We start from the raw sequence: 17,246 nt of genomic DNA on the forward strand, positions 1-17,246 counted from the left end.
TCACTCCGGGAAGGTCACGAGGCGCTGCGCGCGGGCGAGCAACTGGTCGAGGACCATGCCGACGAGGCCGATCACCAGGATCGAGGTGATCACGTTGGTGATCGAGAGGTTGTTCCACTCGTTCCAGACGAAGTAGCCGATGCCGGTGCCGCCGACCAACATCTCGGCCGCGACGATGACGAGCCACGCGATGCCGATCGAGATGCGCATGCCGGTGAGGATGGTGGGGGCCGCCGCCGGCAGGATCACCGTGAAGGCCCGCCGCAGCGGCCCGACCTCCAGGGTACGGGCGACGTTGAGCCATTCGCGGCGCGTGCTCGCCACCCCGAAGGCGGTGTTGATCAGCATCGGCCAGAGCGAGCAGATGAAGATCACGAAGATCGCCGAGAGCCCGGAATCCTTGATCGTGTAGAGGGCGAGCGGCATCCAGGCGAGCGGCGAGACCGGCTTGAGCACCTGGATGTACGGGTCGAGCGCCCGGCTCATCAGCGGCGACATGCCGATCAGGAATCCGATCGGGATCGCCACCAGGACCGCGAACAGGTAGCCCAGCGCCACCCGGCCCACCGAGTAGGCGAGCTGGATGCCCAGTCCCTTGTCGTTGGGGCCGCGGTCGTAGAACGGGTCCTTGAGGTGGCGCCAGATCGTCACCGCGACGTCGAGCGGTCCCGGCATCGCCGACTTGCCGGTAGTCGCGCTCGCCCCCATCAGGGCGGCGTATTCGGGGTCCATGGCCTCGGTCTTGGCCGTGCCGCCGACCGCGACGTGCCAGACGGTGAGGAACGCCAGGAGGAGCAGCGCCGAGACGAGGCCGGCGCGCAGCGAGAGCGAGGCGCGCATGTTCAGCTCGCGCGCTTGATCGCGAAGGAGTCGAGGTATTCCTTCGGCTTGTCCGGATCGAAGCTCTTGCCCATCACCGAGAAGGTCTTCGAGGTGGCCGAGGGCGGGGTCAGGCCGGCCTGCCGCATCAGCTTGGCGGCGTCGGTGGCGAGATAGACCCGCTCGGCCACGGCCTTGTAGTCGACATCGCCCTTGATCTGCCCCCAGCGCTTCATCTGGGTGAGGATCCAGACCGCGAAGGACTGCCAGGGGAAGGCGTCGAAATCGATCCGGTCGGGCACCTTGCGCACTTGGCCGAGCCCGTCCGCGAAGGTGCCGGTGAGCACCTGCTCCACCACCGTCACCGGCTGGTTGAGGTAGTTGGCCGGGGCAATCTGCGCCGCGATCTCCTTGCGGTTCTCCGGCTTCGACGCATAGGCGGTCGCCTCGATGATCGCGCGCAGCAGCGCCGCGTAGGTGTTCGGCGTCTCGGTCATGAAGGCCTGCGAGGCCGCGAAGGCGCAGCAGGGATGCCGGTCCCAGATCTCCTTCGACAGGACGTGGATGAAGCCGACCCCGTCGTAGACCGCGCGCTGGTTGACCGGATCGGGCGCCAGGAAGCCGTCGATGTTGTCGGCCCGCAGGTTGGCGACCATCTCGGGCGGCGGCACCGCCCGGATCTGCACGTCGGTGTCGGGGTCGATGCCGTGCTCCGCGAGGTAGTAGCGCAGCAGGTAGTTGTGCATGGAATAGTCGAACGGGACTGCGAGTTTGAAGCCCTTCCAGGCCTTGGGGTCGCGCTTGTCCTTGTGCTTGACCGAGAGCGTGATCGCCTGCCCGTTGACGTTCTCCACCGCCGGCATCGTGTAGGCCTGCGGGTTCGAGCCGATGCCGAGCGAGATCGCGATCGGCATCGGGGCGAGCATGTGGGCGGCGTCGTATTCCTTGTTCAGGGTCTTGTCGCGGATCACCGCCCAGCCGGCGGTCTTCACCACCTCCACGTTCAGGCCCTGCTTGGCGTAGAAACCCATCGGCGCCGCCATGATGATCGGCGTCGCGCAGGTGATCGGGATGAAGCCGACCTTGAGGTCCTTCTTCTCGGGGGCGCCCGCCTGCGCGAAGGCCTCGGCGGCGAAGCGGATCGGCAGAACCTCCTGCAGCGCGGCCGTGGCCGCACCGACGCCTACCGCCGAGAGGAAGGCCCGCCGCGTCGCGTCGCGGGGAAACAGCGCCCGCATCACCGCCCCCTCGACCAGCCGCTCGGCCCGACCTTCGTCGCAGCAGGCGGCGTCGTGCGCGGCCTGGCTCGCATGAGCGCCGCAGGAGCAGCCGCCGCGCCCCAGGCGCCGTGTCGCGTCGAAGGGATTGTCGAACAAAGCCATCGTGGGCTCCCGCGGCCGAGGGGTATGCCGTACGATTGGCAAGCGGCGTGCCAAGGCGCGCGACCGTGAAAACGAGAGGGTGTGGAAAGGCTTGTGCGCGGTCGGGCGATCACGAGAAATCGTGATTTACGACATATCGTGAGACGCGCTACGAGATCTCGTTGCCATCGACGGAGGAACCGGATGGACGCGGCACCCGGCCGGCTGCAGCTCGGCCCGGTCTTCGACGGCGCGCCCGAGGCGATGATCCTCCTCGACCCGGCGGAGGACCTGATCCTCGCCGCGAACCCGCGGGCCGAGACCCTGCTCGGCTATGCCCGCCATGCCCTCTGCGGCCTGCGGGCGAGCACGCTGCATCCGGGCCAGCTGGCGGCGCTGGTGGTGTTCACCGAGGCCGCCTTCGCCAAGGGCCGCACCTGGACTCACGCGCTGACGCCGCGCCATGCCGAGGGACACGCGGTGCCGGTCGAGGCGCTGGCCTCCGTGCTCGATCTCGACGGGCGGCGGACCCTGCTCGTCTGCCTCGCCGACCTCGACGAGCGCCGCCGCCGCCTCGTCGACGCGGAGGCCGACCGGCACATGCGCGCCGGCCTCAGCGAATGGCAGCGGATGGAGCGCATCTTCCGCGACATCGAGCGGGAGAACCAGCTCATCCTGCGGGCGGCCGGGGAGGGGATCTACGGCGTCAATGCCGAGGGGGTGACGACCTTCGTCAACCCGGCGGCCGAGCGCATGCTCGGCTGGGCGGCCGGCGACCTCGTCGGGCGCGACATGCACGCCACCGTGCACCACAGCCGCCGCGACGGCAGCCACTACCCGCATCACGACTGCCCGATCTACGCCGCGTTCCGGGACGGCGCCGTGCACCACGTCGAGGATGAGGTGTTCTGGCGCCGCGACGGCTCGTCGTTCCCGGTGGAGTACACCTCCACGCCGATCCGCGACCGCGGACGCCTGCTCGGCGCGGTGATCGTCTTTCGCGACATCAGCCAGCGCCGCGAGGCCGAGGAGCGCCTGCGCGCGGCGCTGGCCGAGGTCGATTCCCTGCGCGAGCGGCTGGAGCGCGAGAACGCCTACCTCAAGGAGGAGATCCGCCAGGAGAGCCGCCACCTCGGCATCATCGGGCGCAGCCCCGCGGTGGAGCGCATCCGCCAGCAGATCGACCTCGTGGCGCAGACCGACGCCACCGTGCTGGTGACGGGCGAATCCGGCACCGGCAAGGAGCTGATCGCGCGGGCGATCCACGAGGCCAGCCGGCGGCGCGATCACCCGCTGATCCGGGTGAACTGCGCCGCGGTGCCGCGCGACCTGTTCGAGAGCGAGTTCTTCGGCCACGTGCGCGGGGCCTTCACGGGGGCGTTGCGCGACCGGATCGGCCGGTTCGAACTCGCGGATGGCGGCACGCTCTTCCTCGACGAGGTGGGCGAGATCCCCCTCGACCTGCAGGGCAAGCTCCTGCGGGTGCTGCAGGAGCGGCAGTTCGAGCGGGTGGGCGAGGAGCGCACGCGCGCGGTGGACGTGCGGGTCATCGCGGCGACCAACCGCGACCTGCGCGCGGACTCGCGGCGGGGCCGCTTCCGCGAGGACCTCTACTTCCGCCTCAACGTCTTCCCGATCCAGGCCGCACCCCTGCGCGAGCGGCCGGACGACATCCCGCTCATCGCCCAGCACGTGCTGCGGGGCGTGACGCGCAAGCTCGCCATCCCGGACCTCGGCCTGACGGAGGCCGACCTGCGGCGCCTCCTCGCCTATGGCTGGCCCGGCAACGTGCGCGAACTGGAGAACGTCATCGAGCGGGCCGCCATCCTGTCGACCCGCGGCCGCCTGCGCCTCGACCTGCCGGAGACGGAGGCCGCCGTGCCGCAGCCGGCCGTGCCGGAACCGGCCCGCCCGCGTCCTCTCACGGAGCCCGAGCGGCGCGCCCGCGACCGGGCGGATATCGAGCAGGCGTTGCGGCTCTGCGGCGGCCGCGTCTTCGGACCGGACGGGGCGGCGGCCCTGCTCGGCGTGAAGCCCACCACGCTCGCCTCCCGCATCAAGGCGCTGGGCGTGCGGCGACCGTCGTGACGACGGTCGGCACGCCCTTCAGCAGACGAGGGACCCGTCGCGGAAGCGGTTCGCGTGCATCCCCGGTCAGCACTGCAGCTCGGCCAGCATCCAGCGCAGGTGCTTCACCGCCGGTGCCGCGACCGCCAGGAAGGCGGCCTCGCGCAGGCGGCGCTGCGCCTCGCCGTCGCCGACGAAGCCACGGCTGCCGCAATGCATCAGCGCGTTCTGGGCGGCCTCGACCGCGAGTTCGCCCAAGGCGAGCCGCACCTCCAGCACGCGGCGCCAGTAGACCGGATCGGTCTCGAACGGCGTCGCGGCGAGCAGGCACACCTCCTCCTCCAGCGCATCGAGCCGATCGGCCAGCGCCCGGGGTTGAAGGGCGAGCTGCCCGTTGACGAGGCTGCGGGGCGCCGCCGCATCGCGCATCAGCCGCAGGCAGGCCCGCCCGAGGCCGAGCGCCATCCCGGCCTGCAGCAGCAGCAGTCCGGCGCGGATCCGCCGGAAATGCGCTTCGATCGGGTCGGCCAGCAGATCCTCGTCCGCCACCAGCACGTTCTGCAACTTCACCGTGTAGGTTCGCGTGCCGCCGAGGGCGAGGAGGCGGCCCGGCGGGACGAGCTGCACGCCCTCGGCATCGCAGGAGAGAACCGTCATGGCGACACGCCCGGCGGGGCGCTCGAACACCGCGGCGAAGCGGTGACCGGGGCCGAGATTCGACACCCAGGGCAGGGAGCCGGAGACGCGGTAGCCGCCCGCCACGCGCTCCGCCGCGAGGCTCAGGCGCGAAAGCCCCGCGAAGGTCTTGAGGGGATTGGCGAGCGCGATCCCGCCCAGCACCGCGCCCGAGGCGAGCCGCGGGCCAAGATCGGCCCGCAGGGCCGCGTTGTCCGAGCAGGCCACCGCGAAGGCCAGCGCCCCCTGGCACCACATGCAGAAGGCGGTGGAGAGACAATGCTCGCCGGCCTCGGCGGCCGCCCGGATCGCGCCGCCGAGATCCGCCCGACCCGCCACGGGCAGGTGCGTGGCGAAGGCCCCTGCGGCCGCGAAGCTGCGCAGCGGCGCTTCGGGGTAGAGACACTCCTCGTCGATGCGGCGCACGAGGGGAGCGAGGTCACGCGCGGCCGCGGCCCGGACCTCCTGCAGCATCGCGTCGAAGCCGGACGGGCCGTCGCTGTCGGCGCGCATCCTCAGGACCCGCAGCATGGTCGTCGTCCCCCCGGCCGCCGTCCCGCCGTGGCAGGACGCGCGATCGGTGTGTTTCCAAGATCCGTGCCACTTCGGCGTGCAGTGCCGGCCGCCCGGGAGCGGCCCGGTGTCCGGGCCGGCGGGGCGCCCTACTTGGCGGGCGATGGCCATTCCACGAGGCAATCCAGGCATGACAGATCATCCCGCCCTCGCGCCGGGCCGCGTCGCCGTGATCACCGGGGCGGCGAGCGGCATCGGGCTCGCCGCCGCGAAGGGCTGCGCGGCGCGCGGCCTCAGCGTGGTCCTGGCCGACCTCGCCGGCGACGCGCTGGAGGCGGCGGCCAGCGCCGTCCGCAGCGCCGGGGCGCCGCAGGTGCGGGCGGTCGCGACGGACGTCGCCTCGCGCGAGGCCGTCGCGGCACTTCGGGCCGAGGCCGCGGCGCTCGGACCGGTCTCGTTCGTGATGGCCAATGCGGGGATCGAGGCCGGCGGGCGCTTCTTCTCGGACGAGGCCACGTGGCATCGCATCCTCGACACCAACCTGTGGGGCGTCATCCACGTCCTGCAGGTCTTCGTGCCGGGGCTGATCGAAGCCGGTTCGCCGGCCGCCGTGGTGGTCACCGGCTCGAAGCAGGGCATCACCACGCCGCCCGGCAACACGCCCTACAACGTGAGCAAGGCGGGGGTGAAGGTGGTGACGGAGGCGCTGGCCCACGAGCTGCGCGAGCGCGGCGCGGCGGTGAGCGCGCATCTCCTGATCCCGGGCTTCGTCTATACGGGCCTCACCCGCGCGCGGGGCGTCGCCGAGAAGCCCGGAGGCGCCTGGACGCCCGAGCAGACGGTGGAGATGCTCTTCTCCGGGATGGCGGCCGGGGATTTCTACATCCTCTGCCCCGACAACGAGACCACGCGGGCGCAGGACGAGAAGCGCATCCGCTGGGCCGCCGAGGACATCGTGCGCAACCGCCCGGCACTGTCGCGCTGGCATCCGGCGCACAAGGACGCCTTCGCGGCCTTCATGCAAGCGTCACCGGAGCCTGGGACGTCGTCCGGCACCTGAACCCAGGCGCAGCGACCGATCCGACGGCCGGATTCTGGCGGTGCCCTTGCATCGCGTCGCCGCGATGAATCGGGAGACCTGATCCTTCATGCCCAAGATCATTCCCGTCGCGTCGTTCGATGGTGTCGTGTTCGGCGCGACCGGCGACCTGACGATGCGCAAGCTGCTGCCGGCGCTCTACTACCGGTTCCGCGACCGGCAGATCCCCGAGACGAGCCGGATCATCGCGGCGGCGCGCAGCCATCATCCGGAGGCGGAGTACCGCGGCATGGCGGAGGCGGCGCTGCGCCGCCACGTCCCCGAGGCGGATCTCGACGCCGACACGATCGCGGGCTTCCTCTCGCTCGTCACCTACGTGGCGGTGGACGGGGCGGGGGAGGAGGGCTGGTCGGATCTCTCCCGGCTGCTCGGCGAGCGGCCGGATCAGGTGCGCTCCTACTACCTCGCCACATCGCCGAGCCTCTACGGCAAGATCTGCCGCAACCTCGCCACCCATGACCTGATCACGCCGCAGTCGCGCGTGGTGCTGGAGAAGCCGATCGGCCACGACCTGACCTCGGCCCGCGCCATCAACGACCAGGTCGGCCGGGTCTTTCCCGAGAGCCAGATCTTCCGGATCGACCATTACCTCGGCAAGGAGACGGTGCAGAACCTGCTGGCGCTGCGCTTCGCCAACACCATCTTCGAACGGCTGTGGAACGCCGACGTCATCGACCACGTGCAGATCACGGTCGCCGAGACGGTGGGGGTCGAGGGACGCGGCGGCTACTACGACACCTCCGGCGCGCTGCGGGACATGCTGCAGAACCACATGCTGCAGCTCCTCTGCCTGCTGGCGATGGAGAGTCCGCTCTCGCTCGACGCCGACGCGGTGCGCGACGAGAAGCTGAAGGTGCTGCGGGCGCTGAAGCCGATTCCGGCCCACGAGATCCCGGCCCGCACCGTGCGCGGCCAGTACGGGCCGGGGGCGATCGGCGGCCAGGCGGTGCCGGGCTACGCGGAGGATCTCGGCACCGGGGCGCGCAGCCTCACCGAGACCTTCGTGGCCCTGCGGCTCGAACTGATGATGCCGCGTTGGGCCGGCGTGCCGTTCTATCTGCGCACCGGCAAGCGGCTGCCGCAGAAGATGTCCGAGATCGTGGTGCAGTTCCGCTCCTCGCCGTTCAGCATCTTCCCGCCCGAATCCTTCGCGCGCGAGCCGAACCGCCTCGTCATCCGGCTCCAGCCTCAGGAGGGCATCAAGCTCGAGATGATGACCAAGGAGCCGGGCCCGGGCGGCATGCGGCTGCGCCCCACCGGCCTCGACATCAGCTTCGAGGAGACCTTCAACCAGCGCTATCCGGATGCCTACGAGCGCCTGCTGATGGATGTGGTCCGTGGCAACGCCACCTTGTTCATGCGCCGCGACGAGGTCGAGGCCGCCTGGGCCTGGGCGGACGGCGTGCTGCAGGCCTGGGCGGACCGCCCCGAACCGCCACGGCCCTACCCGGCCGGCACCTGGGGACCCACCGCCGCCATCGCCCTCATCGAGCGCGACGGGCGCACGTGGCACGAGAACCTGCCGACGTAGGCGCGTGGGGGGACTGATCCCGTGCGGGCGACCGAGCGGCGCGGCCGTGATGCGCGCCGCTCAGGCGGCGCGGAAGCGCACCACTTCGCCGTTGCCCATCGTGCGCGCGTAGAGCGCGCTGTAGCTCGTCGCCGCCTTGTCCCAGCCGAACGTGCGGGCCATCGCGGTGCGGCGCATGATGTTGAGCTGGCGCTTCGACCTGAAGGTGTCGAGGGCGCGGCGCACCGCGCCCGCGAGGCCCCGCAGGGAGGCCTCGCCGAACAGGAAGCCGGTGACGCCGTCCTCGACGGTGTCGGCCAGCCCGCCGGTGCGGTGGGCGATCGGCAGGGACCCGAAGCGCTGGGCGTACATCTGCGCGAGGCCGCAGGGCTCGAAGCGCGAGGGCATCAGCAGGAAGTCGCTGCCCGCGAACATCCGGTGCGCGTCGGTCTCGTCGAAGCCGATGCGCACGCCCACCGCGCCCGGGTGACGGCGCGCGAGGTCCATGAAGGCGTGCTCGAAGCGCGGCTCCCCCTGGCCGGTGACCACGAGCTGTCCGCCTTCCGCCACGATGGTCTCGGCGGCCGCGAGGGTGAGGTCGACCCCCTTCTGGTGCACGAGGCGCGACACGATGGCGAAGAGCGGCCCGCGCGAGACGCCGAGGCCGAAGCGCTGGCGCACCGCGTCCGCATTGGCGCGCTTGCCCTTCCAGTCGTCGGCCTCGAACGCGGTGGCGAGGTGGGGGTCGGTGCGCGGGTCCCAGATCTCGTCGATGCCGTTGAGGATGCCGGCGAGGCGCCCCTGCCGGGCGCGGGTGCTCAACAATCCTTCCAGGCCGCAGCCGAATTCCGGCGTGGTGATCTCCTGCGCGTAGGTCTCGCTGACCGTGGTCACGTGCGAGGCGTAGAACAGGCCGGCCTTCAGGAAGGAGAGCTTGCCGTAGAACTCGACGCCGTCGATGTGGAAGGCGCTCTCCGGCACGCCGAGCCGGGGGAGGTTCTCGCGCGGAAAGAGGCCCTGATAGGCGAGGTTATGGACCGTCAGGATGGTCGGGACGCGCAGGCCCTGCCACGCGAGGTAGGCCGGGGCCAGCGCGGTCTGCCAGTCGTTGAGGTGGAGGAGGTCGGCGGTCCAGTCCGGGTCGACCCCCTGCGCGAGTTCCACCGCCGCGAGGCTGAGGCGACCGAAGCGCAGGTCGTTGTCCGGAAAGTCGCCGCCCAGGTCGCCGTAGGGCGAGCCGGCGCGGTCGTAGAGGTCGGCGTTCAGGAGCACGTAGACGGGCAGGCCGTCGCCGGTCTCGACGAGGCCGAGGGCGGACGGCGGCAGGCCGTCGCGGCCCGGGAGATGGGCCACGATCGGGATGTCGGCGTAGCGCTCCACCACCTGCCGGTAGCCGGGGATCAGGATCCGCACGTCGTAGTGCTGGCGCAGCGCCCGCGGCAGCGCCGCCGCCACCTCGCCGAGGCCGCCGGTCTTGAGAAAGTCCGCCATCTCGGGCGTGGCGAACAGGATGCGCTGGCGCAGGGAATGGCGGGGGGAGCGGGGCCGGGGAGGTGGGGACGGATCGGCGGGCGCAACCGAGAGCGAGCGCACCGATGCCGATCCGATCATCGAGGACCCCCAAAGACGCGGCTGCAAGGTGCGGACCGTTGGAACCGCTACGCCGCTCATCCTGACCCGAACGCGCGGATGCGCCCCGGGTTCCACTGCACTGCACAATAAACCCAAAAACCGATTCGGCAAGCAGAATCGTGAGAATTCGTCCGATTGTGCTTGCCGACGCAAGGATACGGCTGAGCTGAGCGATCAATCGGTGAGATTTTCGGCCGCTTCGGTTTGTCCAGCTTCAGACGAAACGGGATCGTTCAGGAGGACGAGGGCTTCGTCTCCCGCAAGTGCGAGATGATCGCCGGACGGGCGCTCGCCGATGCGGCTGCCGGAACTCGACAGCAGCACCCGCCAGTCGCGGCCGGAGGGCAGGGGGACCACGCAAGGCTCGTGCCCGAAATTCAGCACGACGCGGACCGTCTCCGCCTCGTGCTGCCGCTCGAAGCAGAGCACGTCCTGCTCGACGGAGACGGCCCTGTAGGCGCCCAGGCCGAGGGCCGGGTGCTCGCGGCGCAGGGCGAGCAGGCGGCGGTAGAGTGTCAGGATCGAGCCCGGATCGTCGCGCAGGACCTCGACGTTGCACCGGCCGGCATCGGGATCGAGGGGGAGCCAGGGTTCGGCGGTCGAGAAGCCGGCCTGCGGACCGCGCTCCCACTGCATGGGCGTGCGCGAGGGATCGCGTCCGCGGCCCGGCTCGTTGCGCTCCCAGGGATCGCGTTCGCGCCCGGGCGGGATCGGCACGCGCGCGAGCCCGATCTCGTCGCCGTAGTACAGGGTCGGCGTGCCGCGAAGCGTCAGCAGCAGCACCGCCGCCACCCGGGCCTGTGGCTGGCCGACCCGCGCCGCGATGCGGGGCTGGTCGTGGTTGCCGAGCACCCAGTTCGGCCAGCCGCCCGGCGGCAGCGCCGCCTCGTACTCGTCGACCAGCGCCGCCACGGTCTCGGCGTGCCAGCGCGTCTGGATCAGCTGGAAGTTGAACGGCAGGTGGGCGCCCGAGAGATCGACGCCGTAATAGGCCATCAGCCGCTCCAGCGGCAGGTAGATCTCCCCGATGAGCACGCGTTCGTCGTATTCCTCCAGCACGGCGCGCATCTCGGCCACCACCTCCATCACCTCCGGCTGGTCGGCTGAGTGGAGGGGGGAGAGCGAGTTGATCTCGGCGTCGCCCGGCAGGTAGTCGGGGTTCGGCGGATTGTCGCGGAGGGCCTCGTCCTTGATGAGGTGCCAGATCACGTCGACGCGGAAGCCGTCGACGCCGCGGTCGAGCCAGAAGCGGAGCGTGTCGTACATCGCCTCGCGCACGGCCGGATTGCGCCAGTTCAGGTCGGGCTGCTCGCGCAGGAAGGCGTGGTAGTAGGACTGCCCGGTCTCCGGATCGAAGGTCCAGGCCGGGCCGCCGAAATTGCTCACCCAGTTGTTCGGCGGCGCGCCGTCGGGCTTCGGATCACGCCAGATGTACCAGTCCCGCTTGGGATTGTGGCGCGAGGATCGGCTCTCGACGAACCAGGGATGCCGGTCCGAGGTGTGGTTGGGCACGAAGTCCATGATGACCTTGAGCCGGCGGCGATGGGCCTCGGCCACCAGCGCGTCGAAATCCGCCAGCGTCCCGAACAGCGGGTCGATGTCGCGGTAATCGGAGACGTCGTAGCCGTAATCGGCCATCGGCGAGCGGCAGACCGGCGAGAGCCAGACGGCGTCGACGCCGAGCCATGCGAGGTAGTCGAGCCGGGCGGTGATACCCCGGATGTCCCCGACGCCATCCCCGTTCGTGTCCTGGAACGAGCGCGGATAGACCTGGTACACTGTTCCGGTCTTCCACCAGAGTTCACCGGGCATGCCAGGCTCCGTGAGGGCGGGTGAGGTCTGCGGCCACGCTCGCGCGGCCCTCCGGCAGGCAAGCCGGAACCGCGCCGCGGGTTCCCTGCCGGTGCGGAACCGCATAGCGGCAGGCGGGTTTTCGCGGATATCATCGCTTTCCCCATGGTCCCGATGCCCGAGAGGATGGCGTTCATGGGGGCTTCAGGCCGGAACGGACACAGTCAGGTCCAGTTTCGGTGTCACGTGTCGTGAAGGACACACGCCGGAAGACTCCGTGCAGGAGGCTTCGTCCGTCTCGACACGTGAGCGACTTGGCCACACCATGCTGCGGTTGGCCAACGGTCTTGCGGCATTCAACGCGACGTCAGAACGCGCCGCCGCAAAGACATGACCCTTGGCAACGATTGGGGGTTCTGAGGTGCTGAACGAAGATCTACTGGCCGGCGACAGGCGGAGCGGCGCCACGCACGCGGACGACCGGCAGACGTTCCGGGTGCCGCCGGCGCCGGCCGTGCCGCCGAGCGAGGACGCGGTGACGCTCCTGCGCGACGCGATCCTGAACAAGCTCGCCTACGCGCTCGGCCGGACGCCGGCCACGGCCCGCGACCGCGACTGGTTCGCCGCGACCGCGCTCGCCCTGCGCGACCGGGTGGTCGACGCCTGCCTCGCCTCTCCCGCGCCGGCCGTGCCGAACAAGCGGGTCTACTACCTCTCGGCCGAGTTCCTGATCGGCCGGCTCCTGTCCGACATGATGGGTAATCTCGGCCTCGCCGACACCGCCCGGGCCGCCCTGGCGCAGCTCGGGGTCGACCTCGACGCGGTGGCGGGGGCGGAGCCCGACGCGGCGCTCGGCAATGGCGGTCTCGGGCGCCTCGCCGCCTGCTTCATGGAGAGCCTCGCGAGCCTCGCGATCCCGGCCTACGGCTACGGCATCCGCTACGATCACGGCCTCTTCCGGCAGCTGATCGAGGACGGGGTGCAGCGCGAGGTGCCGGAGACGTGGCTCGCCGAGGGCAACCCCTGGGAGTTCGAGCGGCCCGAGGCGGCCTGCTCGGTCGGCTTCGGCGGCGAGGTCGCCATGACGGTGCAGCCGGACGGGTCGATCCGCCGGGTCTGGCGCCCGGCCGAGACGGTGCGCGCCGTGCCCCACGACACCACGGTCCTCGGCTGGCGGGCCAAGCACGTCAACGTCCTGCGCCTGTGGCAGGCGCGGGCGGAGGAGCCGGTGGATCTCGGCCGGTTCAACGGCGGCGACCATGTCGGCGCGGTGGCCGAGCGCAGCCGCGCCGAGGCGATCTCGCGCGTGCTCTATCCCAGCGACAGCACGCCGGCCGGCCACGAGCTGCGGCTGCGCCAGGAGTTCTTCTTCACCTCGGCCTCGCTGCAGGATCTCGTGCGGCGCCACGTCGCCGAGCGCGGCGACCTGCGCTCGCTGCCCGACCATGCGGCGATCCAGCTCAACGACACCCATCCGGCCATCGCGGTGCCGGAGCTGATGCGCCTCCTCGTCGACGAGCACGGGCTGTCCTGGGAGGATGCGTGGCACGTCACCACGCACACCCTGGCCTACACGAACCACACGCTCCTGCCCGAGGCGCTGGAGACCTGGCCGGTGGAGCTGATGGAGCGGCTGCTGCCGCGCCACATGCAGATCATCTACCTCATCAACTGGATGCATCTCGAATCGCTGTCGAAGCACGGCCGCGTCGATGCGGGCAGCCTCGCGGCGGTCTCGCTGATCGATGAGACGCACGGCAAGCGCGTGCGCATGGGGCACCTCGCCTTCCTGGGCGCGCGGCGCGTCAACGGCGTCTCGGCCCTGCACACGGAGCTGATGCGCCAGACCGTGTTCGCGCCGCTCCACGCCCTCGACACCGACAAGATCGTCAACAAGACCAACGGCATCACCTTCCGGCGCTGGCTCCACAACGCCAATCCTGGGCTCACCCGGCTCGCCGTCGAGGCGGTGGGCGCGCGCGTGCTCGACGATCCGGGCGCGCTCGACGGGCTCGCGGCGTTCGCGGAGGATGCCGGCTTCCAGGCCCGCTACGCGGCGGTCCGCCGCGGACGCAAGGAGGCGCTCGCCCGCGTGGTGAAGGAGCGCACCGGGATCCGGCTCGATCCGGGCGCCCTGTTCGACGTCCAGATCAAGCGCATCCACGAGTACAAGCGCCAGCTCCTCAACATCCTGGAGACGGTGGCGCTCTACCAGGCGATCCTGGCCGAGCCGCACCGCGACTGGCCGGCCCGGGTGAAGATCTTCGCCGGCAAGGCGGCGCCGAGCTACCACCAGGCCAAGCTCATCATCCGGCTCGCCAGCGACGTCGCCAAGCGCGTCAACGCCGACCCGGCGGTGGCGGGGCGCCTGACCGTGGCCTTCGTGCCGAACTACTCGGTCAGCCTCGCCGAGGCGATCATCCCGGCCGCCGACCTCTCGGAGCAGATCTCGACCGCCGGTCTCGAAGCCTCCGGCACCGGCAACATGAAGCTCGCCCTCAACGGCGCGCTCACCATCGGCACGCTCGACGGCGCCAACATCGAGATCAAGGAGCATGTCGGCGACGACAACATCTTCATCTTCGGCCTCGACGCGGCCGGGGTGCAGGCGACGAAGGCCGAGCCGGGTTATGCCGCCCGCGCCATCGCGGCCTCGCCGCGCCTGAAGGCGGCCCTCGACCTGATCGCCTCGGGCGGGTTCTCGCCGGGCGAGCCGGATCGCTTCCGGCCGCTCCTCGACGAGGTGACTGGACCGGACCGCTACCTCCTGACGGTGGATTTCGACGATTACTGGCGCGCCCAGCGCGCGGTCGACGCCGCGTGGCGCCGTCCGCACGGCTGGTGGCGCGCGGCGATCCTCAACACCGCCCGGACCGCTTGGTTCTCCTCCGACCGGACGATGCGGGAATACGCCGAGGACATCTGGCGGGTGCGGGTGGGGCCGGGCGCCTAAGCAGACTTGCGTTGGCAAGCCAACGCTTCGTCCGCTTAGGTTCTTGTTTCGTCGCAGATTTTGATCGCAAAACCGGCGACCACTTTTGCGAAATCTGCTTAGGCGCCGCGGCGTCCCCGCGCGAGGCGCAGCCCCCCGGAGCGAAACCGAGGGGGCCGGCACATCGACCTTGCGGCTCACCCTGCCTATATGGCGCCGGTGAGCCGTCCCGGCTCGGCTGTCCGGAATCCCTGCCTTGCCCGGCTACCTGCCCTTCGCGGGCGCGCTCAAGCTCCCGGCCTTCATCTGCGACAATTGCGGGTTCTGGCAGCGTCACTTCGCGGTCCCGCCCGCCTGCCCGATGTGCCTCGATGCGCGCCACGTGGTGCCGCAGGACGGCTGGTGCTTCCACGGCGTGGCGGAGGCGCAGAGGCGCTTTCCCTGCCACTGGGCCGAGGTCGAGCCGGGCGTGTGGCGGTTCTGGAACGAGCCCGTCTCCGGCATCGGCCCGAGCGCCTACCTCATCGTCACGGCGGCCGGGAACATGGGCTTCGAGGCCTGCCCGGTCTTCAGCGAGGCGGCGCTCGACCACATCGCGGCACTCGGCGGCATGGCGGTGCTGTCTGCCTCTCACCCCCACAGCTACGGGGCGCTGGCGCAGCTGCAGGACCGGTTCGACCCGGAACTCGCGCTCCCGGCGGCCGACTTCACGTGGAGCGCCGCGCTTCAGGTCTCGTGGCCCTACGACGATCACCTGGAGCCGCTGCCCGGCCTCGAACTGCACCGCACGGCCGGCCATTTCGACGGTCACGCCGTGCTCTACGACCGCGCGCGCAAGATCCTGTTCTGCGGCGATGCCCTCAAGTTCGAGCTCGACCCCGGGAACCCGCGCCGCGCCCGCACGATCTCGGCCCACAAGGCGTTCGTGCGCGGGGTGCCCCTGACGCCGGCCGAACTGCGCCGCTATCGCGAGGTGTTCGCGCCGCTCGACTTCACGCAGACCTGGACGCCCTTCGAGCAGGCCGCCAATGCCGGCCGGACCGAGGTGCTGGCGCTCATCGACAGCATGCTGGCCCGACGGCCGCACGCCTACCCGGTGCCGCTGTCCGAGCTGACGGAGGCTTAAGGCCGTCGCTTCGCTCTTCACCGATCAGGCATCGACGGAGAAGCAGGCAAGGTGTCGCCGCAATGGCCCGCCGTCATGTGGATCGCCTCGTCGGGCGTCACCCTGGCGGTGCCACGAGCACTTGCGCGGGCCTGCCGGCTCCGCAGACGCACAATCAGCCCGGCGGAATGTACTGGTAGGTCCAGGTCTCGCTCAGCACCTCGTCGCCGCGGCGCAGGAACAGCCGCAGTTCCACCGGTTCGGGGCCGGTGACGGCAAGGTCGAACTCGGCCCGCCAGTGGCCGGGCACGTCGTCCGGCACGGCTTCGGTGCGGGCGAGCGGGAAGCTGCCGCGCGAGGCGGTGAGAACCGGCTCCGGCCGCACGCCGGCCGGCAGGCGCGCCAGCGGCTCGCCGAGGAATTCCACCACGAACTTGCGCAGGCCCTTCGGCCGGTCGGTGCCGGCCTGTCCGCCGTTGCCCTCGCGGGTGGCGACGCAGCGCGCGAAGGGCGAGGGGTAGGGCTCGTCGGCCACCCAGTGCAGGCGATAGGCGAGGTCGTGCACCGTGCCGGCCCGGGCGGGCTCCGCCGGCACCCACATCGCCACGATGTTGTCGTGGATCTCGTCGTCGGTCGGGTTCTCGACGAGCTGCACGCTGCCGCGGCCCCAATCGCCGAGCGGCTCGACCCACAGCGACGGCCGGCGGTCGTAGTAGACGCCGTCCTGGTAGTGGTCGAACAGCCGGTCGCGCTGCATCAGCCCGAAGCCGCGGGGCCGCTCGTCCGAGAAGGCCGAGACCATCGTGCGGGGCGGGTTGCGCAAGGGGCGCCACAGCCGCTCGCCGGTGCCGGTCCACAGGGCGAGCCCGTCGGAATCGTGCACCTCCGGCCGCCAATCCACCGCGCCGGGCTTCGCCGTCTCGGAGAACCAGTACATCGAGGTCAGGGGCGCGAGGCCGAAGCGGCCGACATCCCGGCGCAGGTGCAGCTGCGCCTCGATCTCCATCACCACCGCCTTGGTGCGCCGCATGCGGAACCGGAACGCCCCTGCGGCCGAGGGGCCGTCGAGGAGCGTCATGACCGTTACGGTGTCCGACTCAGGCGCGGGCGTCTCGAACCACACATGGGTGAAGTCCGGAAATTCCTCGGGCCGGTCCGGCATCACGGTGTCGAGGGCGAGCCCCCGGGCCGAGAGGCCGTACTGGTAAAGTTCGCCGATGGCGCGGAAGTAGGAGGCGCCCAGGAAGGCGACCCAGTCGTTGCGGCGCCAGTCGAGCGCGCCGCCGCGGCGCTCCTGGAAGCGGAATCCCGCAAAGCCCGGGTTCGGCGGCAGGCGCCGGGCGGGGCTGTCCGCCGGCATCTCGAAAGCGGCCGGGTCGTAGACGATCTCGCGCGCCGCTCCCCCCTCCACCACGTGCATGCGCACCGGCTTCTGGAAGAAGCGGCCGAGATGGAAGAAGGTCACCGGGAAGGCGCTCGGCCCGTCCGCCCAGAGGGCGTGGTCGGGCTTGAACTTCAGCTTGCCGTGGGCGTCGTAGTCGATCGCCTGCAGCACCTCGCGGTCGGGCACCGCCGGGGCGGCGTAGGGCTTCGCCGCGAGGTCGCGAGCCCGGTCCTTGAGGGCGTCGAAACTGAAGGGCGCGGGCGCCCCGAGCGGCAGCGCGGCGGCGTGAACGGCCGGGCCGGCGCCGAGCAGGAGGGCGGCCCCGGAGAGCAGCGTGCGGCGATCGATCATGGCGGGC

Annotated in this window: 11 protein-coding genes; 5 read left to right on the plus strand and 6 right to left on the minus strand. The window is 71.0% G+C overall.

What is annotated here, in order from left to right; genetic code table 11:
* Positions 1-840: a nitrate ABC transporter permease gene (ntrB, locus tag MFF61_RS13475; RefSeq protein ID WP_238235627.1), complete on the minus strand. Its 840-nt coding sequence runs from the start codon at positions 838-840 to the stop codon at positions 1-3.
* Between the two features lie 2 nt (positions 841-842).
* Complete coding sequence (locus tag MFF61_RS13480) at positions 843-2,201, minus strand: CmpA/NrtA family ABC transporter substrate-binding protein (protein ID WP_238235628.1); 1,359 nt, start codon at positions 2,199-2,201, stop codon at positions 843-845.
* A gap of 183 nt (positions 2,202-2,384) precedes the next feature.
* Here MFF61_RS13480 and MFF61_RS13485 point away from each other — a divergent pair, with 183 nt between their 5' ends.
* Positions 2,385-4,268: a sigma 54-interacting transcriptional regulator gene (locus MFF61_RS13485; RefSeq protein ID WP_238235629.1), complete on the plus strand. Its 1,884-nt coding sequence runs from the start codon at positions 2,385-2,387 to the stop codon at positions 4,266-4,268.
* Between the two features lie 66 nt (positions 4,269-4,334).
* Here the strand turns inward: MFF61_RS13485 and MFF61_RS13490 are convergent, their stop codons facing one another.
* Entirely contained in the window at positions 4,335-5,453 is a 1,119-nt protein-coding gene (locus MFF61_RS13490; RefSeq protein WP_238235630.1) for an acyl-CoA dehydrogenase family protein, read from the minus strand.
* Between the two features lie 172 nt (positions 5,454-5,625).
* On the opposite strand from MFF61_RS13490, the gene MFF61_RS13495 reads away from it, so the two are divergent.
* Positions 5,626-6,495 (plus strand): SDR family NAD(P)-dependent oxidoreductase, encoded by an 870-nt coding sequence (locus MFF61_RS13495; protein ID WP_238235631.1) that lies wholly within the window; start codon positions 5,626-5,628, stop codon positions 6,493-6,495.
* Between the two features lie 88 nt (positions 6,496-6,583).
* The gene (zwf, locus tag MFF61_RS13500) at positions 6,584-8,065 is read left to right on the plus strand and encodes a glucose-6-phosphate dehydrogenase (RefSeq protein WP_238235632.1); all 1,482 of its coding nucleotides are present in this window, start codon (positions 6,584-6,586) and stop codon (positions 8,063-8,065) included.
* Between the two features lie 60 nt (positions 8,066-8,125).
* Here zwf and glgA read toward each other — a convergent pair whose 3' ends face one another.
* A complete protein-coding gene (gene glgA / locus MFF61_RS13505) occupies positions 8,126-9,655 on the minus strand; it encodes a glycogen synthase GlgA (protein WP_238235633.1) in 1,530 nt (509 codons plus the stop codon).
* Between the two features lie 195 nt (positions 9,656-9,850).
* Positions 9,851-11,488: an alpha-amylase family glycosyl hydrolase gene (locus MFF61_RS13510; protein ID WP_238235634.1), complete on the minus strand. Its 1,638-nt coding sequence runs from the start codon at positions 11,486-11,488 to the stop codon at positions 9,851-9,853.
* Positions 11,489-11,888: 400 nt separating this feature from the next.
* Here MFF61_RS13510 and MFF61_RS13515 point away from each other — a divergent pair, with 400 nt between their 5' ends.
* Complete coding sequence (locus MFF61_RS13515; protein WP_373324689.1) at positions 11,889-14,420, plus strand: glycogen/starch/alpha-glucan phosphorylase; 2,532 nt, start codon at positions 11,889-11,891, stop codon at positions 14,418-14,420.
* Between the two features lie 235 nt (positions 14,421-14,655).
* The gene (locus tag MFF61_RS13520; protein WP_238235635.1) at positions 14,656-15,525 is read left to right on the plus strand and encodes an MBL fold metallo-hydrolase; all 870 of its coding nucleotides are present in this window, start codon (positions 14,656-14,658) and stop codon (positions 15,523-15,525) included.
* Positions 15,526-15,679: 154 nt separating this feature from the next.
* Here the strand turns inward: MFF61_RS13520 and MFF61_RS13525 are convergent, their stop codons facing one another.
* Positions 15,680-17,239: an OpgD/OpgG family glucan biosynthesis protein gene (locus MFF61_RS13525; RefSeq protein WP_238235636.1), complete on the minus strand. Its 1,560-nt coding sequence runs from the start codon at positions 17,237-17,239 to the stop codon at positions 15,680-15,682.
* Positions 17,240-17,246: the final 7 nt, after the last annotated feature.

The organism is Methylobacterium isbiliense, assembly GCF_022179325.1.
GTDB classification, from domain to species: Bacteria; Pseudomonadota; Alphaproteobacteria; order Rhizobiales; family Beijerinckiaceae; genus Methylobacterium; species Methylobacterium isbiliense.

Excerpts from the sequence above, each read along its gene's own strand:
- MFF61_RS13510 (WP_238235634.1), bottom strand. The coding sequence starts at position 11,488 with ATGCCCGGTGAACTCTGGTGGAAGACCGGAACAGTGTACCAGGTCTAT.
- MFF61_RS13485 (WP_238235629.1), top strand. The coding sequence starts at position 2,385 with ATGGACGCGGCACCCGGCCGGCTGCAGCTCGGCCCGGTCTTCGACGGC.
- MFF61_RS13490 (WP_238235630.1), bottom strand. The coding sequence starts at position 5,453 with ATGCTGCGGGTCCTGAGGATGCGCGCCGACAGCGACGGCCCGTCCGGC.
- MFF61_RS13525 (WP_238235636.1), bottom strand. The coding sequence starts at position 17,239 with ATGATCGATCGCCGCACGCTGCTCTCCGGGGCCGCCCTCCTGCTCGGC.
- MFF61_RS13480 (WP_238235628.1), bottom strand. The coding sequence starts at position 2,201 with ATGGCTTTGTTCGACAATCCCTTCGACGCGACACGGCGCCTGGGGCGC.
- MFF61_RS13495 (WP_238235631.1), top strand. The coding sequence starts at position 5,626 with ATGACAGATCATCCCGCCCTCGCGCCGGGCCGCGTCGCCGTGATCACC.
- ntrB (WP_238235627.1), bottom strand. The coding sequence starts at position 840 with ATGCGCGCCTCGCTCTCGCTGCGCGCCGGCCTCGTCTCGGCGCTGCTC.
- glgA (WP_238235633.1), bottom strand. The coding sequence starts at position 9,655 with ATGATCGGATCGGCATCGGTGCGCTCGCTCTCGGTTGCGCCCGCCGAT.
- zwf (WP_238235632.1), top strand. The coding sequence starts at position 6,584 with ATGCCCAAGATCATTCCCGTCGCGTCGTTCGATGGTGTCGTGTTCGGC.